A 22,216-nucleotide genomic window follows, 5' to 3' on the forward strand; every position below is an offset into this window, starting at 1 on the left:
GGAAACGGAGAGTTCCCATGTCCATCGACCTCGACACCGCGCGCCGCGTGGCGCACCTCGCCCGCATCGCCGTGCCGGAGGAGGATCTCCCGGCGCTGGCCGACGAGTTCAACGCGATCCTCGGCTTCATCGAACAGCTGCAGGAGGTGGACGTCGAGGGCGTCGAGCCGATGACCGGCGTGACGCCCATGCGCCTGAAGCGGCGCGAGGACGTCGTCACCGACGGCGGCATGCCCGACAAGGTTCTGGCCAACGCGCCGGACGCGCGCGAAGGCTTCTTCGCGGTCCCGAAGGTGGTGGAGTGAACATGACCGACCTGAACGCCCTGACCATCGCCGACGCCCGCGACGCCCTGCGCAAGGGCGACGTCACCAGCGTCGAGCTGACCGAGGCCTGCCTTAAGGCCGCCGACGGCGCCAAGGCGCTGAACGCCTTCGTGCATCCGACCCACGACCTCGCGCTCGAGCAGGCGAAAGCCGCCGACGCCCGCATCAAGGACGGCGAGGCGCCCGCCATGTGCGGCGTGCCGCTGGGCATCAAGGACCTGTTCTGCACGCGGCACGTGCCGTCCCAGGCGGCCAGCGGCATCCTCGAAGGGTTCAAGCCGGAATACGAGTCGACCGTCACCCGGCAGCTCTTCGAATCCGGCGCGGTGATGCTGGGCAAGCTGAACATGGACGAGTTCGCCATGGGCTCGTCGAACGAAACCAGCGTCTACGGCGACGTGGTGAACCCGTGGAAGGTGGACGACGCGCAGCGCACGCCCGGCGGGTCCTCGGGCGGGTCGGCCGCCGCGGTAGCCGCCGACCTGTGCCTTGCGGCCACCGGCACCGACACCGGCGGCTCGATCCGCCAGCCCGCCGCCTTCACGGGCACGGTCGGTCTGAAGCCCACCTACGGCCGCTGCTCGCGCTGGGGCATCGTCGCCTTCGCCTCGTCGCTCGACCAGGCCGGGCCGATGACCAAGACGGTGCGCGACGCGGCGATCATGCTCCAGGCGATGGCCGGGCACGACCCGAAGGATTCCACCAGCGCGGACATCCCGGTGCCCGACTTCGAGTCGATGCTGACGGGTGACATCCGCGGCAAGACCATCGGCATTCCCAAGGAATACCACATGGAGGGCATGCCCGCCGAGATCGAGGCGCTGTGGACCGACGGCCGCAAGATGCTTCAGGATGCGGGCGCGAAGATCGTCGACATCTCGCTGCCGCACACGAAGTACGCGCTGCCCGCCTATTACGTGATCGCTCCGGCCGAGGCGTCTTCGAACCTGGCGCGCTATGACGGCGTGCGCTTCGGCCACCGCGCCAAGCTGGCGCAGGGCGACGGCATCACCGAGATGTACGAGAAGACCCGCGCCGAGGGGTTCGGCGACGAGGTGAAGCGCCGCGTCATGGTCGGCACATACGTGCTGTCGGCGGGCTTCTACGACGCCTACTACAACCGCGCGCGCAAGGTCCGGACCCTGATCAAGAAGGACTTCGAGGACGTCTTCGCGCAGGGCGTGGACGCGATCCTGACGCCCGCGACGCCCTCGGCGGCCTTCCCGCTGGGCGCGATGACCGACGCCGATCCGGTGCAGATGTACCTCAACGACGTGTTCACGGTGACGGTGAACCTTGCGGGCCTTCCGGGCATCGCGGTGCCGGCGGGGCTTGATGGACAGGGCCTTCCGCTTGGACTGCAATTGATCGGGCGGCCGTGGGAGGAGGGCGACCTGCTCAACACGGCCTACGCGCTCGAGCAGTCGGCGGGCTTCGTTTCCAAGCCGGATAAATGGTGGTAACCCTTCGGGCAGGGATACAGGCGGACGGACGGGTGATGAGACTTCTTTGCGGTGTGGCGGCGGCGCTGGCCTTGACGGCCTGCGCTCCGACGATCCCCGACAGCGGGGCCGGCGTCGGTTTCGGCGACTACAACAGCTACGAGGCGGCGCGCCTTGCACGCGAGGCCGAGCTGCGCGGCGACCGGCCGGCCGCGCCGACGATGTGGGAGGGGCCGCTCGACGCGACCGGCGCTGGCTCCGCCGCGGCGGGCACGTCGTCCGACGCGATCTCGGCCGAAGAGCTGAGCGCGGCCGGCCTGCCGGTGGGCGAGCGCGCGACGCCGAGCTTTGACCGGCCTGAAACGGCGCCGTCGGCGCGGGTGGACATCAACAATCCCGGCATCTCGGACGAGCAGAGCTTCGAGGCCGTGTCGAGCCGCGAGACGATCGAAAGCGACCGCGAGCGGCTGGAAGCGCAGCGCGAGGCGTACGAGGTGATCCGCCCCGAGCCGCTGCCGACGCGGCGCGGCGACACCGGGCCGAACATCGTGCAGTACGCGCTGAACACCAGCAACGATGTGGGCGAACAGGTGTACCGCCGGATCGGGATCGCGAAGGAAAGCCGCTTCCTGCGCAATTGCGCGGAATATGCTTCGTCGGACCTGGCGCAGCAGGACTTCCTGGCCCGCGGCGGGCCCGAGCGGGACCGAAAGGGGCTGGACCCCGACGGCGACGGCTTTGCCTGCTACTGGGACCCAACCCCGTTCCGCCGGGCCGTCCGGAACTGAGCGTGCACATCGTCGAGCGCCCGTCGCCCAACCGCGGTCCGCGGCGCGGCGGCGTGCGGCCCGACATGGTGGTCATCCACTACACCGCAATGGCGAGCGCCGAGGCGGCCGTGAGGCGGCTGTGCGCGCCCGAGGCCGAGGTTTCGGCGCATTACCTGGTGGCCGAGGACGGCACGGTGGTGCGGATGGTGGACGAGGACGCGCGCGCCTGGCACGCCGGGGCGGGGGCGTGGGGCGAGGTGAGTGACGTCAACTCGCGCTCGATCGGCATCGAACTGGCGAACGACGCGGCATCGCCGTTCCCCGAGGCGCAGATGGCGGCGCTCGAGGCGCTTCTGCAGGGGATCATGGGCCGGTGGCATGTGTCCCCCTGCCGGGTCATTGGCCATTCCGACACCGCGCCCGGGAGGAAGATCGACCCGGGCCCGCGCTTCGACTGGCGACGGCTGGCGTTGCGGGGGCTGACGGTCTGGCCGGGGGCCTCGGCGGTCCCTGACAGTCCTGTCTCGGGCGAAGAGGGACCGCGAGGGACCGATGCGGCGCGGCTGACGGCGGCGCTGCGGCGCTGCGGCTACACGGCCGACGCGGCCCCCGACGTGCTGCTTGCGGCCTTTCGCCTGCGCGTCCGTCCGCACGCTCTCGGTCCCGCCGACGCCGTTGACCTTGCGCTTGCCGAGGACATGGCGCGCCGGTTCCCCGTTGACCGCGTGCGGGCCAGCGCCTAAATCGGCACGGCGCGGACGGCTGGATGGCCGCACCCTTCGGGGTGAGGAAAGTCCGGACTCCATGAAGCGACGGTGCCGGGTAACGCCCGGGCGGGGCGACCCGACGGAAAGCGCCACAGAAAACAGACCGCCTTCGCCTCGTGCGAGGGTCAGGGTGAAACGGTGGGGTAAGAGCCCACCGCGGGCCTGGCAACAGGACCGGCACGGCAAGCCCCACCGGGAGCAATGCCGAATAGGGATCCCGCGGGGCACGGACCCCAAGGCGGCTTCAGCCCAGGGATCCGGGTTGGCAGCAAGACCCCGTCCGCAAGGGCGGGGCTAGATGAATGGTCATCCACGGGGGCAACCCCGGGACAGAATCCGGCTTACAGGCCGTCCGCGCACGTTTCCGTGAACGCGATAGAATCGCTATGGACCCGGTTGACCGGCTCCCATGATTCTCTAGGGTTTACCTAGGGTTGATCCGCGGAGCGGAGGTGCGCATGGGAGCGCTGGGATTCGGACGTGACCGTCAGGACGCGTTCAGGGACACGATCAGGGCACCGGGACCGGGCGGCGCTGCACCGCAGTTCAGCCTGGCCTTCCTGCGCACCTGCGCGGACTGCGTCGTGCTGCTTACGCGGGAGGGGCGTATCTCGTTCGTCAGCGAAAGCGCGCGCACCCGCTTCGGCCCTGCCCAAGGGGACCTTTCGGGCCGCGACATCTGGGATCTCTGGCCCGAGGAGGACGCCCCGCTTCTGAGGGACGCGGTGGCGCGCGCCGCTGCGGGCGACATGGCGCGGTTTCCCATCGGCGCGCGCAGCGGCGGCAAGGTGCGCTGGGACGTCGTCCTCAGCCCGATCATCGACCCGGACGGGCGGGTGGAAACGCTCATGGTCGTCCTGCGCGACAAGGGGGCGAACGAGGCTTCGGAAAGCGGTTGACACCGCTTGGCAACCGAGTAGAAGGCGGCATTCCAGAGTTTTCACGGGCGGCGAGGCTGCCTTGTTGAGGAGAGAGGCATGGCGAAGCCGACGACCATCAAGATCCGTCTCAACTCGACGGCGGATACCGGCCACTTCTACGTGACCAAGAAAAACGCGCGTACGATGACTGAGAAGATGACCATCAAGAAGTACGATCCCGTCGCGCGCAAGCACGTCGAGTACAAGGAAGGCAAGATCAAGTAAGACTCGATCCCTTCCGGTCTGATCCGAAGCCGCGCGATGCCCTCGCGCGGCTTTTTCCGTTTCGGGGGAATGCGATGATCGGCACGCTGACGGTGCGGACCGCGGCGCCTGCGGATCTGGCGGAGGTCGACGCACTGTTCGCCAGGTCGTACCCGGCCCTTCTGAAGCGCGATTACCCGCCTTCGGTCCTTGTAACCGCCGTGCCGCGCCTGGCGCGGGCACAGCCGGGGCTGTTGGCCTCGGGCCGCTACCTCGTCGCAGTGGAGGGCGCGGTCGTGGGCGCAGGCGGCTGGAGCCGTGGTTCGAGCGGCGCGGCCGTCATGCGCCACCTGGTCACCGACCATCGGCGCGTGCGGCAGGGCGTGGCCCGTGCGCTGGTGGGCGAGGTGCTGGTCCGTGCGGCCGCCGCGGGCTGCCGGTGCATCGTCTGCCAGTCGACGCTGACGGCCGAGCCGTTCTATGCGTCGATGGGCTTCCGCACGCTCGGTCGCGCGAGCGTACCGCTGGCACCCGGCATCGACTTCCCGATCGTGGAGATGGCGCGGGAGCTTTGAGGGGCGCGAGGCGCAGCTTTCCCGTTTAGGCAGGCCGGTGCCTGCAAAAGAAAAGGGCCGGCGCTTGGCCGGCCCTTCCTGTCGTTCAGTGCGTCCCTACGATCACTCGCGATTGCCGAGGAACTGGAGCAGGAACATGAACAGGTTGATGAAGTCGAGGTAGAGGTTCAGCGCGCCCATGATTGCGGACTTGGCCAGCCACTCCTGGTCCATCGCCTGCGCGTGCTGAATGTAGTCGGTCTTGATCCGCTGCGTGTCGTACGCCGTCAGGCCGGCGAAGATCAGCACGCCGATGACCGAAACCGCGAAGTGCAGCGCCGGGCTGGCGAGGAAAATGTTCACGATCGAGGCCACGATCAGGCCGATCAGGCCCATGATCAGGAACGATCCCCAGCCCGAGATGTCTTTCTTCGTGGTGTAGCCCCACAGCGATAGACCGGCGAAGGCGATGGCCGTGATCAGGAATGTCTGCGCGATCGATACCCCGGTGTAGACCAGGAAGATCGAGCTCAGCGACAGGCCCATCAGGGTCGCGAAGCCATAGAAGTAAAGCTGCGCGCCGGCCGCCGAGATGCGGTTGATGACGGCGCCGAAGCCGAACACCATGATCAGCGGCGCGAACATGATCAGCCACTTCAGCGGCGAAGCATAGATCGCCTGGCCGAAGGCGGTGAGCACGGTTTCGCCCGCCGGGCCGCTGGTGACCGCCAGGCCCGAGAAGGCCCAAGCGGCAAGCGCGGTAATCAGCATGCCCACGGACATCGTGCCGTAGACCTTGTTCATGTGGGCCTTGAGGCCCTCGTCGATCTGACCGGCGCGGGCGCCGACGCCGGCCCGGATCGTCTGGAAGTCAGCCATTGATCGCCTCCCAAGGATTCCTGTTGTACGCGGGTCCGGAGACGGTCCGCGCTTGAATGGGAATATCGGGAAACGGCATCATCTTTTCAAGCTGTTCCGGACCCGGCGCGGTCCGTTTTCGCCGCGCCGTAGCGCCGCATGCGGGGCCGGCTTGATCAGACGGACGGACGATCCCAGAACGGGCGCTTCGCTTCGAGCGCCGCGGCGTCGCGGGTCAGGCCGATGTCGCGCAGCATGTGCGCCTCGAGCGTGGCGAGGCGGCGGCGCTGGCGCCAGACGTCGTGCAGCCCGATCACGCGGGCCAGAAGGCCGGCGCGGCGTGCATGGGCGGGGCGATAGAGGGAGGAGGAGGCTGCGGCGTGCATCTCGTTGTACCTTTCAATTCCGTGACGAGACGGTGGTGCGTCATCATTTCTGTTGATGGATATGGAGGATGGTGTTCAATATGAAAAACGAATGTTTATGACGTGAAGCATCACGAAGGCTGATGACATGCCCCGCAACCTCGATCTGACCGCCCTGCGCTCGTTCGTCGCCGTGGCCGACACCGGCGGCGTCACCAAGGCGTCGGGCTTTCTGAACCTCACGCAGTCCGCCGTGTCGATGCAGCTCAAGCGGCTGGAAGAGGCGCTGGGTCTGTCGCTGCTCGACCGTTCGTCGCGTAGCGTATCGCTCACCAGCGCGGGTGAACAGCTTCTGAGCTATGCCCGCCGCATGCTCGAGCTGAACGACGAGGTGATGTCGCGGATGACCGACACCGCCTTCGAGGGCGAGCTGGTGCTGGGCGTGCCGCACGACATCGTCTATCCAGCAATCCCGCAGATCCTTCAGCGATTCGCCGCCGATTTTCCGCGCGTGCGAGTACAGCTTCTGTCGTCCTTCACACGAAATCTTAAATCGATGTACGGGCGCGGCGAGATCGACTTCATCCTCACGACCGAGGACGGCTGCGACGTGGGCGGCGAGACGCTCAGCGTGCGCCGCCTGGTCTGGGTGGGCGCCATCGGCGGTAACGCCTGGCGCGACCGTCCGCTCAGGCTGGCCTTCGGCACGCATTGCATCTTCCGCACCGGCGTGCAGCGGGCGCTCGACGCAGTTCAGATCCCGTGGGAGATGGCGGTCGAATCCCAGTCCGACCGCACGATCGAGGCAACGGTCGCCGCCGACCTTGCAGTTCACGCGGTCATCGAGGGGACCGAGCCGCCGTATACCGAGCCGATCCCCCATGGCGGCGCGCTGCCCGAGCTGAAGTCGCAGAGCATCAACCTCTATCGCTCGGAACTCGCCACCGGCGAGGTGGCCGAGGCGATGGCGGCGCTGATCCGCCAGCATTATCGCGCCGTCTAGGGTGTAATCACGACCTTGCCGGTGGAGCGGCGGTCGCGGATCAGTTCCAGCCCCTCGGCCGCCCGGTCGAGCGGCAGGACGTGGCTGATATGCGGGCTGAGGCGGCCGTCGGAGTACCAGTCGAACAGCGTGGCAAGGCTGCCGGTCAGCACCTCGGGCCGGAACGCCGCGTAGCCGCCCCAGTAGAAGCCCATCACGTCGACGTTCTTGACCAGCAGGTGATTGGCCGCGATGCGCGGAACTTCGCCGCTGGCGAAGCCTACGACCAGCACGCGCGCCTCGGGCCGGCAGGCGCGCAGGGCGGCGGTGAAAAGCTCTCCGCCCACGACGTCATAGACGACGTCGGCCCCGCCGAGCGCCTTGACCGCCTTTCGCAAATCCTCCGCCCCTATGTCGACCAGGTGATCCGCACCGGCCTCGCGGGCGACAGCGAGCTTGTCCTGCCCGCGGGCGGCGGCGATGACGCGGGCGCCCATGAGCTTGCCGATCTCGACCGCCGTCAGCCCCACGCCGCCTGCCGCACCGGTGACCAGCAGCGTCTCGCCCTCGCACAGGCGCGCGCGGTGGTTCAGGGCCACGTGCGCCGTGCCATAGGCGACTTGGAAGGCCGCTGCATGCTCGAACGGCATGTCGTCGGGCAGCGCGGTGCAGCGGTCGGCGGGGAATACCCCGCGCTCGGCCAGCCCACCATGCCCGGCGAAGACGGCGACGCGCGTGCCCGGAGCAAGGGCGTCGACATCGCGACCGACCGCCTCGACCGTGCCGGCAAGTTCCATGCCAAGTGTGAAGGGCAGGGGCGGGCGTTCTTGGTATTTTCCCTTCGCCATCAGCAGGTCGGCAAAATTCAGCCCGCAGGCTGCGATCCCGACCGCGACCTCGCCCGCGCCCGGTTCAGGCGACGGAACGTCCCGCCACTGAGGGGACGCATCGGTGTCAACGACTTGGTAGGCCCGCATCTGACGCTCCTTCTGCCCTGTACCATTGGTAGCCCGGTACAGCTCGGCAGGCGAGTGGACCTGTCCGAAAGAACCGATTGATCGATTGTGCCGCGGCCCGTAAACTTCATGTATTGGTTGTGTTCGTATGTTGGCGTGGCTTGCCCGCCAGTTCCTGCGAGTGCATCCGGTTGAAGAGTTTGTAGACGAATTTGCACTACCTACCCGAAAGGTCGGGTTGATTATACCCAATCTAAGGTCGATTTATATTCCCAATTCAGAAAGCGAGAGCGCGCAGATGAAACACCCAGTTGACGTCCATGTGGGCAAACGCGTCCGCCATCGCCGGTGGATGGTGGGCATGACCCAGCAGCAGCTGGCCGAGGCGGTCGGCATCAAATTCCAGCAGATCCAGAAGTACGAGACGGGGATGAACCGCATCAGCGCTTCGCGCCTGTGGGACATCGCCGAGGCGCTGGACGTGCCGGTGTCGTTCTTCTTCGAGGGTCTCGAGGAAGATCACGAGAGGGCGGAGGGCACTACCCTTCCCGGCGACATCCTGTCGGACAAGGAGGCGCTCGAGCTCGTGCGCTCCTATTACGCGATCCCGGAAAACCAGCGCCGGCGGCTGTTCGAGCTTGCCCGCGTCCTGAGCGACGTCGCCTGAAAGCGGCGGTCTTGACCGGGAGACGGGCAGGGCATAGCCGAAGGCACGACCAAGCGCCGGAGGAGCCATGCCCGATATCCCCGACGATCTGCGCGACGACCTGATTGCCACGGCGTCGGCCCTGGCCGACGCCGCCCGTGTCGAAACCCTACGCCACTTCCGCTCGCCGGACCTGCTGACCGACAACAAGCTGTCCGCGGGCTTCGATCCGGTGACCGAGGCCGATCGCGCCGCCGAACGCGCCATGCGCGACGTGCTGGCGCGGCGGCGACCGGAGGACGCGATCCTGGGCGAGGAATTCGCGGCAAAAGCCGGCACCTCGGGCCTGACCTGGGTGCTCGATCCCATCGACGGCACACGCGCCTACCTCTCCGGCACACCCACGTGGGGAGTGCTGATCGCGGTGGGGGACGACTCCGGTCCGATCTACGGCATCGTCGACCAGCCCTTCATCGGCGAACGCTTTGCGGGCGGACTGGGACAGGCATGGTCCGACGGGCCGAGAGGGCGCAGCGATCTGCGCACCCGCCCGGCCCGCCCGCTGGACCAGGCGGTGCTGTTCACCACCTTCCCCGAGGTCGGCACCCAGGAGGAGGGCCGCGCCTTCGCCGCACTGTCGCGCAAGGTCAAGCTCACTCGCTACGGCATCGACTGCTATGCCTATGCGCTCGTCGCGGCGGGGCAGGTGGATCTGGTGGTCGAGGCAGGGCTTCAGGCCTACGACATCCAGGGCCCGATGGCGGTGATCGAGGCCGCGGGCGGTATCGTGACTGCCTGGGACGGCGGCCCGGCCCATCACGGCGGGCGTGTCCTGGCGGCCGCCAACGCCGAGATCCACGCCGCCGCGATGGCCGAGCTGGCGGCGGCGCTGTGAGCGCGATCCTGATCACGGGCGCCGAAGCCGTCGTCACAATGGACGACGCCCGGCGCGAGCTGGCGGGGGCAGACGTCCTGATCGAGCACGGCGTGATCACCGGCATCGGCCCCGACCTGCATCCGCACGAGGCGGCCGAGGTCGTGCATGCCGCCGGGTGCATCGTGACGCCGGGCCTCGTGAACACGCACCACCACTTGTACCAGACGCTGACGCGGGCCGTGCCCGGCGCGCAGGACGCGCTGCTGTTCGGCTGGCTCAAGACGCTCTACCCGATCTGGTCGCGCTTCGGGCCGGAAGAGATGCGCGTATCGGCGCTCACGGGCCTTGCGGAGCTGGCGCTGTCGGGCTGCACGCTGAGCTCGGATCACCTGTACCTGTTCCCCAACGGCGCGCGGCTGGAGGACACGATCGACGCGGCGGTCGAGGTCGGTCTGCGCTTCCACCCGACCCGCGGTGCCATGTCCATCGGCGAAAGCGACGGCGGCCTGCCGCCCGACGCGCTGGTCGAGACCGAGAAACACATCCTCGACGACTGCATCCGCGTGATCGACGGCTTCCACGACCCGATCGAGGGCGCGATGGTGCGCGTGGGCGTGGCACCATGCTCACCCTTCTCCGTCAGTCGCGAGCTGATGCGCGACGCGGCGCTGCTGGCGCGCGACAAGGGCGTGCGGCTGCACACCCACCTGGCCGAGAACGACGAGGACGTGGCCGATTCCCTGTCGCAGTTCGGATGCCGCCCAGGCCAGTACGCCGAAGACCTGGGCTGGACCGGTGACGACGTGTGGCACGCCCACTGCGTGAAGCTGGACGAAGACGAGATCGACCTCTTCGCGCGCACGCGAACGGGCGTGGCGCATTGCCCGTGCTCGAACTGCCGCCTCGGGTCGGGCATTGCGCCGATCCGCGCCATGCGGGAGGCGGGCGTGCCCGTTGGGCTCGGCGTGGACGGTTCGGGCTCGAACGACAGCGGCAACCTGATCGGGGAGGCGCGGCAGGCGATGCTGCTTCAGCGCGCCTCCGGCGGTGCCGACGCCATGTCCGCGCGGGCGGCGCTGGAGATCGCCACCCGCGGCGGAGCCGAGGTTCTGGGCCGCGACGATTGCGGGCGGATCGGGGTCGGCAAGCGCGCGGATATCGCGGTCTGGGATGTCTCGGGCGTCGAGGCAGCGGGAAGCTGGGACCGCGTGGCGCTGCTGCTGGCCGGCCCGCGCCGGGTGCGCGACCTGTTCGTGGAGGGGCGGCAGGTGGTGCGCGACGGGCAACTCGTGACCATCGACCTGCCCCGCGTGCTGGAGCGGCAGCGGGACCTGGCCGAGCGGCTGGCGGCAGGCTGAAACAAGCGCCGGGGCGCGGCGTTGATCGGGCAACCGACAGCGACAGGAGACGTCCGATGGCCAATGATCCCAAGCTGCGCGATCCGCGCACGCTCTACCCGCAACCGCCCTTCCCGCAGCAGGAGCAGCCCGAGCCCGGCCTTGCGCAGGAAATGGAGCCGCTGCCCGACCACGGCGAGGAAAGCTACAAGGGCTCGCGCCGACTGCAAGGCCGCCGCGCGCTGATCACGGGCGGCGACAGCGGCATCGGCCGCGCCGTCGCCATCGCCTATGCCCGCGAGGGCGCGGAGGTCTGCATCAACTACCTGCCGGTCGAGGGGCCGGACGCCGGCCAGGTTGCGGACCTGCTGACGGGCGAGGGTCACAGCCTCCACAAGATGCCCGGCGACGTGAGCGACGAGGCCACGGCGCGCAAGTTGGTCAACGACGCGGCCGAGAAGATGGGCGGGCTCGACATTCTGGTGATCAACGCGGGCAAGCAGATCACCCAGCCCCACCTGACCGAGATCAGCTCGGAGCAGTTCGACCAGACGATGAAGACGAATGTTTACGCCATGTTCTGGATGACGCAGGAGGCGCTGAAGGTCATGCCGCCGGGCGCGGCGATCATCAACGTGACGTCGATCCAGGGCTACAAGCCGTCGGCGCAGATCCTCGACTATGCCACCACCAAGTTCGCCATCCGCGGCTTCACCGAGGGGCTGGCGCCCCTGGCGCTGGAGCGCGGCATCCGCGTGAACGGCATCGCCCCGGGCCCGTTCTGGACGCCGTTGCAGCCCTCCCACGGGCAGCCGATGGAGAAGGTCGAGCATTTCGGCGAAGGCAACCCGATGGGCCGCCCGGGCCAGCCCGCCGAGATCGCGCCGGCCTTCGTCTACCTCGCGTCGAACGAGGCGAGCTACACCGTGGGCGAAATCCTCGGCGTGACCGGGGGCAAGCCGACGAGTTGACTGGATAGGTAAAAGGAGCGCCTTCGGCGCACGGTATCGGTTTGCGCCGGGCCGGTGGCCCGGCGCGATGCCTCCGGCGGGGATATTTCCGGACCGAAGATGCCCTCAGGCGCGGCAGGCGGCGCGGGGCATGGGGAACGGGCGTGGCGTCGGACCGGTGAGGATTGCCCGGGCGTCGCCGTCCATCAGGTTCTGCAGTGCCTTGTCGGTCCAGCGCAGGCCGCCGGTATAGGTGCCGTAGGCGGGCAGGATCAGGCGGGTCGCGTCGTGCAGGAAACAGGGGCGCGAGATCAGCCTGCCCCTGACGTTGAGCGCGGCCTTCGGGTGGTAGTGGCCCGAGATGTCATGGCGTGCGCACGGATCCGCAATGTGGCGGAAGGTGAGGGGGCCGACCTTCAGCTCGTCCCGGTGCGTGCCGCCGAGATCGATCGGGGTCGGGTCGTGGTTGCCGGCGATCCAGATCCAGCTCCGGCCGGCCTGAAGCCGGCGCAGCCACTCCACCACCGTGTCGGGCAGCGCTTCGGCCGAGGCGAGATCATCGAAGCTGTCGCCGAGGCATACGACCACGGCCGGATCGGCGGCGGCGATGTCCGCTTCGAGACGGGCGAGCGTGTCCGTCATCTCGTATGGCGGCAGCAGCCCGCCGCCGCGGCGGGCCGTGCGCTCGGACTTGCCGAGGTGGAGGTCCGAGACGCAAAGCAACCGCTGCGGCCCGAACCAGAGTGCGCCGGAGCCGAGGGCGGTGAGCGTTTCGCCCGCCAGCGTGAAGTCGTGTCCGTTCATGCTGCGTTCCTGCCGCGCGCGCCGACGTTTCGCAAGGTCAGAACGGCACGCGCCACGCCGGCTTCACGGGGTCGGGATCGGCCAGACCGGCCTCGGCCAGCATCTTCTCGGCCTCTTCCGCCAACAGGCGCTCGGTCGCCGCACCCTCGACAGGCACGCGCCCGGCCTCGAGCAACAGGGGCGCGGCCAGCGGCGTGACGCGGTCGAGCATGACGTGATCGACCCGGCCGGCGGTGCGGGCGAGCATCTCCTCGATCCGGCCGAAATCCACCAGGCCCTTCAGCGCCTCTTCTCGGGTGATGCGCATCATCAGGTGGTCCGGGTCGTAACGCAGCAGCGTGTCGTAGAGGATGTCGGACGAGAACGTGGCCTGCCGCCCGGTCTTGCGCTGCCCGCCGGTGTTGCGGTCGATGAGCCCCGCGATCACGGCCGAGGCCTTGAACGTGCGCTTCATCACGGCGTTGCCCGCGAGCCAGGTTTCGAAGTCCTCGCGCAAGTTGCCGGGCTCGAACAGGGGGGCGGGGTCGGTCACGGGGTCCAGTCCCCAGATCAGGACGGCGTAGTCGGTGGACACGAAGCCCATCGGGTGCAGGCCCGTCCGCTCCATCCGCTGCGTGACCAGCAGCCCGAGCGTCTGCATCGCGTTGCGGCCGGCGAAGCCGTAGACGCAGGTGTGCTCGCGCCCGGCATGGGGGAAGCTCTCGACCAGCAGCGTCTCGGCCTCGGGCAGCTTCGAGCGGTTGCGCTGGAGGCGAAGCCAGTCGGCGGTGTGGCCGGGCAGCTCCGGCCAGGCCTCCTGATGGAACATGCGCAGGATACGCTGCGACAGCTGGGTGGAGGTGGCGAACTTCGTGCCCATGAAGGTGGCGATCTTCGGTGCCTTGTCGGCGCGGCGCGTGACCTCGACCGTCATCTCGCGCAGGCCCTCGTAGCGAACGACCTGACCGCCCATCAGGAACGTGTCGCCCCGAGTGAGGGTGGCGGCGAAGCCTTCCTCGATCTCGCCCAGCGGCTGGCCGCCGCGACCCTTCATCCGGACCTTCAGCAGGTCGGTGTCCTGGATCGTGCCGATGTTCATGCGGATGCGCTGCGCCGCGCGGGGGTCGCGCAGCTGCCACAGCCCGTCCCGTTCGACCAGCCGCTGCCAGCGGTCATAGGCACGCAGCGCGTAGCCGCCGGTCGCCACGAAGTCGAGGCAGTCGTCGAAGGCGGCGCGGGTGAGGCCGGCATAGGCGCCGGTCGTCTTCACCTCGTGGTAAAGCTCGGCCGCGTCGAACGGCCCGGCGGCGGCGCGGATCAGGATGTGCTGGCACAGCACGTCGCGCGGCCCCGGCCCGCGCGGGTCGCCGTCGAGGTCGCGGGCCTTCACCGCCTCGAGCGCGGCGACGCACTCCACGATCTCGAACCGGTTGGCGGGCACCAGCAGCGCCTTCGACGGCGCGTTGTAGCGGTGGTTCGCCCGCCCGATCCGCTGCACCAGCCGTTTCACGTTCTTCGGTGCGCCCACCTGGATCACGAGGTCCACGTCGCCCCAGTCGATCCCGAGGTCGAGCGACCCGGTGCAGACGATGGCGCGCAAGTCGCCGCGGACCATCGCGGCTTCGACCTTCTCGCGTTGTTCGCGGGCGAGCGAGCCGTGGTGGATGCCGATGGGCAGGGCATCTTCGTTGGCGAGCCAGAGTTCGTGGAAGAAGATCTCGGCCTGCGCGCGGGTGTTGTGGAAGATCAGCGCAGTCTTGTGCCGGCGCACCTGTTCGAGCACGGCCGGGATCGCGTACTTGCCGCCGCCGCCGGCCCAGGGCGGCGGCTCTTCCGTCCGCAGCATGGCGATGTCGGGGTCGGGGCCGGGGTCGGCATAGAGGATATCGCAGGGGTCGGGGTGGCGGGCCAGGAAGCCGGCGATGGCGGCCGGGTCCTCGACGGTAGCCGACAGGCCCACGCGCCGCATGTCCGGCACGATCGCCTGAAGGCGCGAGAGGGCGAGCATCAGCTGGTCGCCGCGCTTCGACTCGGCGAGCGCGTGGATTTCGTCCACCACCACGCGCTTGAGCCCCGCGAACATGCGCGGCGCGTCCTCGTAGCTGAGCAGGAGCGCGAGGCTTTCGGGCGTGGTCAGCAGGATGTGCGGCGGGTCGGCGCGCTGGCGCTTCTTTCGTGTGGCCGAGGTGTCGCCGGTACGGTCCTCGACGCGGATCGGCAGGCGCATGTCGCCGATCGGCGTGCCGAGGTTGCGCCGGATGTCGGCGGCAAGCGCCTTGAGCGGCGAGATGTAGAGCGTGTGAAGCCCCGCGTGCCGGCCGTCGGCCAACTCAACCAACGAGGGCAGGAAGCCCGCGAGCGTCTTGCCGCCGCCCGTGGGCGCGATCAGCAGGAGGGCGGGCGCGTCGGCGCGGTCCAGCATGTCCTGCTGGTGGGGGTGGATGGTCCAGCCCCGGGCGGCGAACCAATCGGTGAAGCGGGCAGGAAGCGTGGTCATGCCGCGCTAGATAGCGGCGGGGCCGAAACTTTTCTGCAAAAGTTTCGCCAACTTCCTTCAAAGGAAGTTGCTTTGGTTGCGCAGGGTGCGCCTGCGTGGCACCCGCGCCGCCTGAGGTTGGCCCTGCGCTTCGAGTATTTGGAGCAAGAGGAAGTCCCTAGCGCACGATCTCCTCGTCGCGGACGAACATGTTGTCCCAGGCCCGGTCGATCAGGTCGGGCGTCATCTGGTAGGGCAGCCCCTCGAAATCGCAGATCGAGATCATCTGGTCGATCAGGAACACCGGCTGGTAGTTCGCGTAGACGTTGTTGATCGTCGGGTACTTCACCTTCATCAGGTGCAGCAGCGACTTTTCGTCCAGCGGCATGTTCTTCTTCTTCGCCACCAGCGCGAAGATCTTGAGGAAGTCGGACTGGTTCGGGCCGTCAATCTTGATCTTGAAGAAGATCCGCCGGAGCGCCGCCTGGTCGAAGATCTCGTTCGGGTGGAAGTTGGTGGAAAAGATGACCAGCGTGTCGAAGGGCACCTCGAACTTTTCGCCGGACTGGAGGGCGAGGATGTCCTTGCTTTCCTCGAGCGGGACGATCCAGCGGTTGACCAGCGCCTGCGGCGGCTCTTCCTGCCGGCCGAGATCGTCGACGATGAAGATGCCCCCCGTCGACTTGAGCTGGAGCGGCGCCTGGTAGGTGCGGGCGGTCGGGTTGTAGACGAGGTCGAGCATCGACAGCGACAGCTCGCCCCCCGTCACCACCGTCGGCCGTTCGCAGAGCACGTAGCGCGAATCGAAGCGGGCACGACGGCGCAGCACGGTCGGGTCGTCCTCTTCGACCTCGGCGGCCGAGTGGACGATGGGATCGTAGACGGTGATGACCTGGCCCGCATACTCGATCGCGCGGGGGACGTAGATGCGATCGCCGAGCGCGTTGCGGATGCCATTCGAGATCGAGGACTTGCCGTTGCCGGGCGGCCCGTACATCAGGATCGACCGGCCCGCGCTGACCGCCGGCCCGAGATGGTCGAGCAGGTGGCCCGGCAGGATCAGGTGGCCCATCGCCTCGATCAGCCGTTTTCGAGTGACGTGGATGTTGCGCACCGACTGGCGCTGGACCTGTTCGCGGTAGACGTCCAGCGGCACCGGCATGGGGCCGAAGTACTCGGACTGCGACAGGGCGTCGAGCGCACGCGCCTTGCCGGCGTCCGAGAGCTGGTAGCCCATTTCCGAGGAGGCGGTGGCGTGCAGCGTGCCCGTCGCCTCGACCAGTCTCTGGCTGCGGGCGAGGTCCACGAGTTCCTGCGTGACCGCGACGGGCAGGCAGATCTTCCGCGCGATCTCTGACACATGCTCCAGGTTCTGGCGGAACATCGTCTTGAGCAGGATGTCCCGCATCATCACCATCGGTAGCCGCATTTCTTCGAGCGAGCGGGGCGGCGGCGGAGCGGTGACGGCGCCGGTCTGCATGTTCATCTGGGGCCTCGCAATCGTCACTGTCGCATGACGGACCCCGGAAGGCCCGTCCTGCGCCCGATCCTGTCGGCGATTGATGGCCAAAAGATGGAGAGGGTTCGCCGCATTGTCGAAAATGCGACCTTGCGCGGCTTCAGGCCCCCGCCGCGGCGAGCGCGAGATAAGCGGCAAGCGTGCCAGCGAGCGGCATGCCCATGGGGAAGTCGCGGGTGCGGTGCCAGCTTTCCCAGTGGGCCACCCGCCCGCGAATCGCCGGGACGGCGCGGGCGGCGCGGTGCGTCACGAAAGCGGCCAGCGTCACCGTCGCCAGAAGGTAGAGCACGATGCCGGCATCCGCCGGTGCCACGAAGGGCGCGGCGGCGGCGGAGAACTTGGCGTCCCCCGCGCCGAGGGCGCCCACGAGGTTCAGCACGAACCCGGCCAGCAGCACTACGGCGAAATGCATCCATGCCCAACCCCAAGCCGGCAGCGGCAAGACGAGCGGCCCGACCAGCAGGAACAGCCCCATCAGCGCGAGGACCGCGAGGTTGGGGATCTTCATCCGCGCCATGTCGCTCCAGGCGACCCAGAAGCAGACCGGCAAGGCGAAGGGAAGGAAAGCCAGCGCGGCGTGGTCGGGCAGGGCGAGCATGTCAGCCGGCGACGTTGGCCTCGAGCGCACGAAGCGCCCGCACGGCGGCGTCGAAGTGCCTCGGGTGCGTTTCGATCGCCTCGCGCAGAAGCCCGCGGCCGATGGCGACGTCGCCCTGCTTGATCGCGGCCAGCGCCATCGTGTGCATTAGCTGCGCCTGTTCGGTCTGGTCCATCGGGACGACGGGGATGTCGTATTTCCGCTGCGCCCCGCGCGCCAGCACCAGGTTGTTCTTGGCGGTGAAGAGGTCCGGCCGGTGCACGATCGCTTCGCTGAACAGCTGCTCGGCATCCGCATAATCGCCGCGGGACAGCTTCGAGTAGCCCCAGTTGTTGAGCACGCCGGACGGGTCCGTGGTCAGGCCCGTCGCGACCTCGTAGAAGCTGTCGGCCTTCCGCCATTCCTCATTGCTGTCGGCGACCATCGCCTCGAGCCGGTAGCGCTGGTAGGTCTCGTAGGTCGGCGGCACCGCATCGAGCACGGCCTCCGCACGTTCCCATGCGCCGGAGCGGATCAGGGCGTCGGCATAGGCGACCTTGTCCTCGTTCGTCGCCTCGGGGTGCTCGGCCACCCGGGCCCAGACGGCGACGGCCTGGGTTGCGCTCTTGGCGCGGATCAGCGACTTGGCCAGCCCGCGCTGAAGGTCGATCCGGTCGGGCTTTTCGGCGGTGGCGCGGCGGAAGTAGTTCACCGCCTCCTGCGGATCGGCGGCGGTGAGCATGACGTCGTTGAGGTTGCTTTCGTCGATGACGTTCACGCTCTGGATGGCGCGGTCGACCTCGGCCTCGGCGCCGCGCTCGCACGCCGACAGGGCGACGGCGCTGCCGAGGCAGAGCGGAATCAGGATTGAGTGGCGCATGTGCCTGTGGTCCCGTGCTGCTCGCGTCCCTCGCCTCAGGGATCGGTGCGGATCAGGAAGTCGCCCGTTCCGCGCCGCACCAGGGCGAAGTTGTTCTGCGCCGGAGCGTACGACGGATTTCCCTTTTTTGCGAGCGCCAAGGCCAGATTGTCGCGGATTTCGACACTGCGGCCACTGTCGAGCGCGAAGGCCCGGTGGAAGGCCTGCGCGGCTTCGGGCACCTTCCCCCGCTCCATCAGGACAACCCCGAGGTTGTTCCAGGCCGCGGGATAGTCCGGGTCGGTCTCCACCGCTTCCCGCAGGAGCCCCTCGGCCTGGTTCAGGCGGCCGAGGCGCAGGTTGGCCGAGCCGATCGAGGACAGGATCTCGGCCGTCGCGCCGTGCTCGGCCGTGGCGCGCAGGAAGGATTTCAGCGCCAGCTCGTGTTCGCCCGCCGCCATGAGGCGGTGACCGACGACCAGCCCGTCGACCGCCTGTTCCGACGCTGGCACGCTGGCCGGGGCAAAGGGGCCGGAGACCTCACCGCCAGGCGCGGTGCAGGCCGCGAGCAGGGCCAGAAGGGGCAGGAGGGCGACGGGGCGGCGCATCATCCGGGCTACATCGAGAAGTTGCCGAGCGTCACCACGATGTCATAGACCGACGGGCCGAGAAGGATGATCAACAGCGGCGGCACGGTCAGCATCATCGTGGCCAGAGTCATCTTGGTCGGCAAGGTGTTGGCCTTTTCCTCAGCGCGCATGACGCGTTTGTCGCGCATCTCGGCCGCGTAGACGCGCAGCGCCTCGGCGACCGAGGTGCCGAAGGTGGCGGACTGGATCAGCACGGTCACGAAGCTCGACACATCGGACACGCCCGAACGCTCGGACATGTCGCGCAGGACGCTGACCTTGTCCTTGCCGGCCTTGATCTCGTAGCTGACCATTTCGAACTCGTCGGCCAGTGCGGGGAAGCCCGCGCGGATTTCCTTGGCCACCCGGATGATCGCTTGATCCAGCGACTGGCCCGCCTCGACGCAGACCAGCATCATGTCCAGCGCGTCGGGAAAGCCGTTGGTGATCTCTTCCTGCCGCTGCTGCTGTCGCTTGGTCACCCAGTACTTCGGCGCCATGTAGCCGATGGTGCCGGGGATCAGGATCGACAGGATGAGGTTCGTGGTGGTGGGCTCGCCCGTCGCGCTGGACAGCACGGCATAGAGGCCGCCCAGAAGCAGCGCACCCAGTCCCAGCACGAACTGCGCGAAGTGGTACATCCGCACGGCGTTCTTCGAGCGATAGCCGGCCTGCAAGAGCTTCAGGCGCACTGCGGAATACTCGGCCTCGTTCTGCGGCTCGAGGAAGTCGGAGTACTTCGCCAGCTTGTCCTGCTTGCCGCCCACGCGCAGGCGCTTGTCCTTCGCGTTGGCGTCCTGCCGTCCGGCCGCGGCCGACTTCCTGAGCCGGTCGAGCGGGTCTTCCTTCCGCTTGAGCAGCGCGGGCAGGGCCAGAAGCACCAGCAGCAGGCCCAGACCGCCGACCGCGATCAGCGGGCCGAGGGGACCGAGCTGCTCGGTCAGAAGCGCGTTAATGGCGTCCATCGGACCCTCCTCAGACCTTGATGTTCACCAGTGCCCGCATCACGAAGATGTTGGCGACAAGGAAGCCTGCGACGACAAGGCAGGCGGGGATGAAGTACGCCGTCTCTTTCACGTCGTCGTAGTAGTCGGGCTTGATGACGACGATGGCCACAAGCGCGACGAGCGGGAAGACTGACAGGAACATGCCGGACCACTTGGCCTCGGCGGTGATTGCCTTGACCCTGCGGAACAGCTTGAAACGCGAGCGGATCACCTTTGCCAGGCCGTCCAGGATCTCGGCCAGATTGCCGCCGGATTGCTGCTGGATGGTCACGGCGACCGCCAGGAAGCGCAAATCCTGCATGTCCATCCGCTCGGCCATCGCCTTGAGCGATTCACCCACGTCGCGGCCATAGGCGCTTTCGTCTGCGATAACGCCCATCTCGGATCCCAGCGGATCGGGCACCTCTTTCGCGACGATGTTGATCGCCGACGAGAACGGGTGACCCACGCGCAGCGAGCGGACCATGAGCTCGACCGCGTCGGGCAGCTGCTCTTCGATCAGGCCCATCCGCTTCTTGGCCTTGTTGTCTATCCAGACATAGACCCCGCCGACGCCCATCGCGATTGCGACGGCGGCGCGCACGACGGGGCTTGCCTCGGTCGCGAAGGTCAGGCCGGCGAAAGCCACCCCGGCCAGAACCGCCATCACCAGGATCAGCTGCACCGGCGAAAAGGCGATGTTGGCCTTCTGCGCCTTGGCCGCCAGAAGCGCATAGACCGGGATCTTCTGCGACTTCATGTGCTGCGACATCTCCTTGCGGAGCTGTTCGAGCACCTGTTCGCGGCCCTTGCCCTTCTCGAGCATCTCGAGACGGCGGTTCACCCGGCTGTTGAGGCTGATCGACTTGCCGAAGACCGTCAGATACAGGCCCTCGACCAGCACCAGAACGGCGACGAAGATCAGTCCATAGATCAGCGGTTCGGCACTGATGGGCATGGTTCAGCGTCCCGGATTGACGGGTTCGAAGATCTCGGGCGGCAGGTTGAAGCCCCACATCCGGAACCGTTCTGAGAAATGCGACCGCACGCCGGTCGCCGTGAAATGGCCGATGATCTTGTTGTCGGGGGTCAGGCCGACGCGCTGGAAGCGGAAGACCTCCTGCATCGAGATTACGTCGCCCTCCATGCCGGTCACTTCGGTGATCGACACCATTCGGCGCGAGCCGTCCTGCAGGCGGCTGGCCTGCACGATCAGGTGCACGGCGCTGGCGATCTGGCTGCGCACCGCCTTGATCGGCATCTCGATACCGGCCATCGCGATCATGTTCTCGAGCCGCGACACCGCGTCCCGTGACGAGTTCGCGTGGATCGTGGTCATCGAGCCGTCGTGGCCGGTGTTCATGGCCTGGAGCATATCGATGACTTCCTCTCCCCGCGTCTCGCCCACGATGATGCGATCGGGACGCATCCGCAGCGCGTTGCGAAGGCAGTCGCGCTGCGTGACGGCGCCCTTGCCCTCGACGTTGGCGGGACGGCTTTCCATCCGGCCCACATGCGTCTGCTGAAGCTGAAGTTCGGCGGTGTCCTCGATGGTCAGGATACGCTCGGAGTTGTCGATGAAGGACGACAGCGCGTTGAGCGTCGTGGTCTTGCCCGAGCCGGTCCCGCCCGAAACGATCACGTTCAGCCGGGTCGACACTGCGGCTTCGAGGTATAGCGCCATCTCTTCCGAGAAGGCGCCGAAGCCCACGAGATCGCGGATGCCCAGCTTTTCCTTCTTGAACTTCCGGATCGAGACCAGCGAGCCGTCCACCGCGATCGGCGGCACCATCGCGTTGAAACGCGAGCCGTCGGCGAGACGCGCGTCGACATAGGGGTTCGACTCGTCGACGCGGCGGCCCACGGCGGACACGATCTTGTCGATGATCCGCAGCAGGTGGCGCTCGTCCTTGAAGGTGATGTCCGTCAGCTCGAGCCTGCCGTTGCGCTCGACGAAGATTTGCTGCGGGCCGTTCACCAGGATGTCGTTGACGCTGTCGTCCTTGAGCAGCGTCTCGAGCGGGCCCAGGCCTTTCACCTCGTCATAGAGATCCTGGTTGAGGGCCTGGCGTTCCTCCCGGTTAAGCACCACGCCCAGCTCGTCCAGCGCCTCGCCCGCGATCGACACGATCTCGGCGCGCAGGTCCGCCTCGGCCGCGGTTTCGATGGCGGCGAGGTTCAGGTTGTCCAGCAGGCGCTTGTGCAGCTCGACCTTGATCTCGGCCAGCCGCTCCTTGCGCTTGCGCTCCTTGTCGACCGGCGCGGGCTTGGCGGGCGAACGGCGGGTCTGCATCGGCGTGGGCTTGGGCGGCGCGGCTTTCGGTGCCGCGGCGGGGGCATGCGCGGGGGCGGCGTCGGCCTCGGCCGCTGCAGCCACCGGTGCGGGCTTGCCGCCGCCCGTCTTCTTGTAACGCGAGAACATGCCTTGCGAAC

Annotated in this window: 24 protein-coding genes and 1 other RNA gene; 13 read left to right on the forward strand and 12 right to left on the reverse strand. The window is 67.9% G+C overall.

Annotation, left to right across the window (positions count from 1 at the left end; translation table 11 throughout):
• The first annotated feature begins 17 nt into the window (after positions 1–17).
• The 8 genes from gatC (at position 18) to BM162_RS04230 (ending at position 5,004) form a co-directional block, all read left to right on the forward strand.
• A complete protein-coding gene (gene gatC / locus BM162_RS04195) occupies positions 18–305 on the forward strand; it encodes an Asp-tRNA(Asn)/Glu-tRNA(Gln) amidotransferase subunit GatC (RefSeq protein ID WP_093418175.1) in 288 nt (95 codons plus the stop codon).
• 2 nt (positions 306–307) lie between these two features.
• A complete protein-coding gene (gene gatA, locus BM162_RS04200; RefSeq protein ID WP_093418177.1) occupies positions 308–1,789 on the forward strand; it encodes an Asp-tRNA(Asn)/Glu-tRNA(Gln) amidotransferase subunit GatA in 1,482 nt (493 codons plus the stop codon).
• Positions 1,790–1,824: 35 nt separating this feature from the next.
• On the forward strand, positions 1,825–2,556 hold the full coding sequence (locus BM162_RS04205) for a hypothetical protein (RefSeq protein ID WP_093418180.1): 732 nt from the start codon (positions 1,825–1,827) through the stop codon (positions 2,554–2,556).
• Between the two features lie 65 nt (positions 2,557–2,621).
• On the forward strand, positions 2,622–3,281 hold the full coding sequence (locus BM162_RS04210; protein WP_093418666.1) for an N-acetylmuramoyl-L-alanine amidase: 660 nt from the start codon (positions 2,622–2,624) through the stop codon (positions 3,279–3,281).
• Positions 3,282–3,292: 11 nt separating this feature from the next.
• An RNA gene (rnpB, locus tag BM162_RS04215) (RNase P RNA component class A) lies at positions 3,293–3,665 on the forward strand.
• Between the two features lie 98 nt (positions 3,666–3,763).
• Positions 3,764–4,204, forward strand: a complete 441-nt coding sequence (locus BM162_RS04220) for a PAS domain-containing protein (protein WP_093418182.1) — start codon at positions 3,764–3,766, stop codon at positions 4,202–4,204.
• Between the two features lie 78 nt (positions 4,205–4,282).
• Positions 4,283–4,450: a 50S ribosomal protein L33 gene (gene rpmG / locus BM162_RS04225; RefSeq protein WP_093418185.1), complete on the forward strand. Its 168-nt coding sequence runs from the start codon at positions 4,283–4,285 to the stop codon at positions 4,448–4,450.
• Between the two features lie 74 nt (positions 4,451–4,524).
• Entirely contained in the window at positions 4,525–5,004 is a 480-nt protein-coding gene (locus BM162_RS04230) for a GNAT family N-acetyltransferase (RefSeq protein ID WP_093418188.1), read from the forward strand.
• Positions 5,005–5,106: 102 nt separating this feature from the next.
• On the opposite strand, the gene BM162_RS04235 is transcribed toward BM162_RS04230, so the two are convergent.
• A complete protein-coding gene (locus tag BM162_RS04235) occupies positions 5,107–5,862 on the reverse strand; it encodes a Bax inhibitor-1/YccA family protein (protein WP_093418190.1) in 756 nt (251 codons plus the stop codon).
• A 155-nt stretch (positions 5,863–6,017) separates the two neighbouring features.
• Positions 6,018–6,227: a DUF1127 domain-containing protein gene (locus BM162_RS04240; RefSeq protein ID WP_093418193.1), complete on the reverse strand. Its 210-nt coding sequence runs from the start codon at positions 6,225–6,227 to the stop codon at positions 6,018–6,020.
• A 127-nt stretch (positions 6,228–6,354) separates the two neighbouring features.
• Here BM162_RS04240 and BM162_RS04245 point away from each other — a divergent pair, with 127 nt between their 5' ends.
• Entirely contained in the window at positions 6,355–7,209 is an 855-nt protein-coding gene (locus BM162_RS04245; RefSeq protein WP_093418195.1) for a LysR family transcriptional regulator, read from the forward strand.
• On the opposite strand, the gene BM162_RS04250 is transcribed toward BM162_RS04245, so the two are convergent.
• Positions 7,206–8,165, reverse strand: coding sequence for an NADPH:quinone oxidoreductase family protein (locus BM162_RS04250; RefSeq protein ID WP_093418198.1), 960 nt, complete (start codon positions 8,163–8,165; stop codon positions 7,206–7,208). The genes BM162_RS04245 and BM162_RS04250 overlap by 4 nt on opposite strands.
• A gap of 277 nt (positions 8,166–8,442) precedes the next feature.
• Between BM162_RS04250 and BM162_RS04255 the strand changes: the two genes are divergently transcribed.
• The 4 genes from BM162_RS04255 (at position 8,443) to BM162_RS04270 (ending at position 11,975) form a co-directional block, all read left to right on the forward strand.
• Positions 8,443–8,811, forward strand: coding sequence for a helix-turn-helix domain-containing protein (locus tag BM162_RS04255; protein ID WP_093418200.1), 369 nt, complete (start codon positions 8,443–8,445; stop codon positions 8,809–8,811).
• A 67-nt stretch (positions 8,812–8,878) separates the two neighbouring features.
• Entirely contained in the window at positions 8,879–9,685 is an 807-nt protein-coding gene (locus tag BM162_RS04260) for an inositol monophosphatase family protein (protein ID WP_093418203.1), read from the forward strand.
• Between the two features lie 38 nt (positions 9,686–9,723).
• Positions 9,724–11,025, forward strand: a complete 1,302-nt coding sequence (locus BM162_RS04265) for an 8-oxoguanine deaminase (RefSeq protein ID WP_439332818.1) — start codon at positions 9,724–9,726, stop codon at positions 11,023–11,025.
• Positions 11,026–11,081: 56 nt separating this feature from the next.
• Positions 11,082–11,975, forward strand: coding sequence for an SDR family oxidoreductase (locus BM162_RS04270; protein ID WP_093418208.1), 894 nt, complete (start codon positions 11,082–11,084; stop codon positions 11,973–11,975).
• Positions 11,976–12,080: 105 nt separating this feature from the next.
• Here the strand turns inward: BM162_RS04270 and pdeM are convergent, their stop codons facing one another.
• The 9 genes from pdeM to BM162_RS04315 all read right to left on the reverse strand — a co-directional run bounded on the left by pdeM (position 12,081) and on the right by BM162_RS04315 (position 22,205).
• Complete coding sequence (pdeM, locus tag BM162_RS04275; protein WP_093418211.1) at positions 12,081–12,758, reverse strand: ligase-associated DNA damage response endonuclease PdeM; 678 nt, start codon at positions 12,756–12,758, stop codon at positions 12,081–12,083.
• 37 nt (positions 12,759–12,795) lie between these two features.
• Complete coding sequence (locus BM162_RS04280) at positions 12,796–15,234, reverse strand: ligase-associated DNA damage response DEXH box helicase (RefSeq protein ID WP_093418213.1); 2,439 nt, start codon at positions 15,232–15,234, stop codon at positions 12,796–12,798.
• Positions 15,235–15,391: 157 nt separating this feature from the next.
• Positions 15,392–16,699: a DUF8689 domain-containing protein gene (locus BM162_RS04285; protein WP_093418216.1), complete on the reverse strand. Its 1,308-nt coding sequence runs from the start codon at positions 16,697–16,699 to the stop codon at positions 15,392–15,394.
• A gap of 133 nt (positions 16,700–16,832) precedes the next feature.
• Positions 16,833–17,330, reverse strand: a complete 498-nt coding sequence (locus BM162_RS04290; protein WP_093418218.1) for a prepilin peptidase — start codon at positions 17,328–17,330, stop codon at positions 16,833–16,835.
• Position 17,331: 1 nt separating this feature from the next.
• Positions 17,332–18,189, reverse strand: coding sequence for a tetratricopeptide repeat protein (locus BM162_RS04295; protein WP_093418221.1), 858 nt, complete (start codon positions 18,187–18,189; stop codon positions 17,332–17,334).
• Positions 18,190–18,224: 35 nt separating this feature from the next.
• Positions 18,225–18,779 carry a tetratricopeptide repeat protein gene (locus BM162_RS04300; protein WP_093418223.1) on the reverse strand — a complete coding sequence of 185 codons (555 nt, stop codon included), beginning with the start codon at positions 18,777–18,779 and terminating at the stop codon, positions 18,225–18,227.
• Positions 18,780–18,784: 5 nt separating this feature from the next.
• Entirely contained in the window at positions 18,785–19,762 is a 978-nt protein-coding gene (locus tag BM162_RS04305) for a type II secretion system F family protein (protein ID WP_093418226.1), read from the reverse strand.
• A gap of 10 nt (positions 19,763–19,772) precedes the next feature.
• Positions 19,773–20,741 carry a type II secretion system F family protein gene (locus tag BM162_RS04310; protein WP_093418228.1) on the reverse strand — a complete coding sequence of 323 codons (969 nt, stop codon included), beginning with the start codon at positions 20,739–20,741 and terminating at the stop codon, positions 19,773–19,775.
• Between the two features lie 3 nt (positions 20,742–20,744).
• Positions 20,745–22,205, reverse strand: a complete 1,461-nt coding sequence (locus BM162_RS04315) for a TadA family conjugal transfer-associated ATPase (protein ID WP_093418231.1) — start codon at positions 22,203–22,205, stop codon at positions 20,745–20,747.
• Between the last annotated feature and the right edge of the window lie 11 nt (positions 22,206–22,216).

Origin of the sequence: Tranquillimonas alkanivorans (assembly GCF_900115595.1) — a bacterium.
GTDB classification, from domain to species: Bacteria; Pseudomonadota; Alphaproteobacteria; order Rhodobacterales; family Rhodobacteraceae; genus Tranquillimonas; species Tranquillimonas alkanivorans.

Excerpts from the sequence above, each read along its gene's own strand:
- gatC (WP_093418175.1), top strand. The coding sequence starts at position 18 with ATGTCCATCGACCTCGACACCGCGCGCCGCGTGGCGCACCTCGCCCGC.
- gatA (WP_093418177.1), top strand. The coding sequence starts at position 308 with ATGACCGACCTGAACGCCCTGACCATCGCCGACGCCCGCGACGCCCTG.
- BM162_RS04205 (WP_093418180.1), top strand. The coding sequence starts at position 1,825 with ATGAGACTTCTTTGCGGTGTGGCGGCGGCGCTGGCCTTGACGGCCTGC.
- BM162_RS04210 (WP_093418666.1), top strand. The coding sequence starts at position 2,622 with ATGGTGGTCATCCACTACACCGCAATGGCGAGCGCCGAGGCGGCCGTG.
- BM162_RS04220 (WP_093418182.1), top strand. The coding sequence starts at position 3,764 with ATGGGAGCGCTGGGATTCGGACGTGACCGTCAGGACGCGTTCAGGGAC.
- rpmG (WP_093418185.1), top strand. The coding sequence starts at position 4,283 with ATGGCGAAGCCGACGACCATCAAGATCCGTCTCAACTCGACGGCGGAT.
- BM162_RS04230 (WP_093418188.1), top strand. The coding sequence starts at position 4,525 with ATGATCGGCACGCTGACGGTGCGGACCGCGGCGCCTGCGGATCTGGCG.
- BM162_RS04235 (WP_093418190.1), bottom strand. The coding sequence starts at position 5,862 with ATGGCTGACTTCCAGACGATCCGGGCCGGCGTCGGCGCCCGCGCCGGT.
- BM162_RS04240 (WP_093418193.1), bottom strand. The coding sequence starts at position 6,227 with ATGCACGCCGCAGCCTCCTCCTCCCTCTATCGCCCCGCCCATGCACGC.
- BM162_RS04245 (WP_093418195.1), top strand. The coding sequence starts at position 6,355 with ATGCCCCGCAACCTCGATCTGACCGCCCTGCGCTCGTTCGTCGCCGTG.
- BM162_RS04250 (WP_093418198.1), bottom strand. The coding sequence starts at position 8,165 with ATGCGGGCCTACCAAGTCGTTGACACCGATGCGTCCCCTCAGTGGCGG.
- BM162_RS04255 (WP_093418200.1), top strand. The coding sequence starts at position 8,443 with ATGAAACACCCAGTTGACGTCCATGTGGGCAAACGCGTCCGCCATCGC.
- BM162_RS04260 (WP_093418203.1), top strand. The coding sequence starts at position 8,879 with ATGCCCGATATCCCCGACGATCTGCGCGACGACCTGATTGCCACGGCG.
- BM162_RS04265 (WP_439332818.1), top strand. The coding sequence starts at position 9,724 with ATGGACGACGCCCGGCGCGAGCTGGCGGGGGCAGACGTCCTGATCGAG.
- BM162_RS04270 (WP_093418208.1), top strand. The coding sequence starts at position 11,082 with ATGGCCAATGATCCCAAGCTGCGCGATCCGCGCACGCTCTACCCGCAA.
- pdeM (WP_093418211.1), bottom strand. The coding sequence starts at position 12,758 with ATGAACGGACACGACTTCACGCTGGCGGGCGAAACGCTCACCGCCCTC.
- BM162_RS04280 (WP_093418213.1), bottom strand. The coding sequence starts at position 15,234 with ATGACCACGCTTCCTGCCCGCTTCACCGATTGGTTCGCCGCCCGGGGC.
- BM162_RS04285 (WP_093418216.1), bottom strand. The coding sequence starts at position 16,699 with ATGAACATGCAGACCGGCGCCGTCACCGCTCCGCCGCCGCCCCGCTCG.
- BM162_RS04290 (WP_093418218.1), bottom strand. The coding sequence starts at position 17,330 with ATGCTCGCCCTGCCCGACCACGCCGCGCTGGCTTTCCTTCCCTTCGCC.
- BM162_RS04295 (WP_093418221.1), bottom strand. The coding sequence starts at position 18,189 with ATGCGCCACTCAATCCTGATTCCGCTCTGCCTCGGCAGCGCCGTCGCC.
- BM162_RS04300 (WP_093418223.1), bottom strand. The coding sequence starts at position 18,779 with ATGATGCGCCGCCCCGTCGCCCTCCTGCCCCTTCTGGCCCTGCTCGCG.
- BM162_RS04305 (WP_093418226.1), bottom strand. The coding sequence starts at position 19,762 with ATGGACGCCATTAACGCGCTTCTGACCGAGCAGCTCGGTCCCCTCGGC.
- BM162_RS04310 (WP_093418228.1), bottom strand. The coding sequence starts at position 20,741 with ATGCCCATCAGTGCCGAACCGCTGATCTATGGACTGATCTTCGTCGCC.
- BM162_RS04315 (WP_093418231.1), bottom strand. The coding sequence starts at position 22,205 with ATGTTCTCGCGTTACAAGAAGACGGGCGGCGGCAAGCCCGCACCGGTG.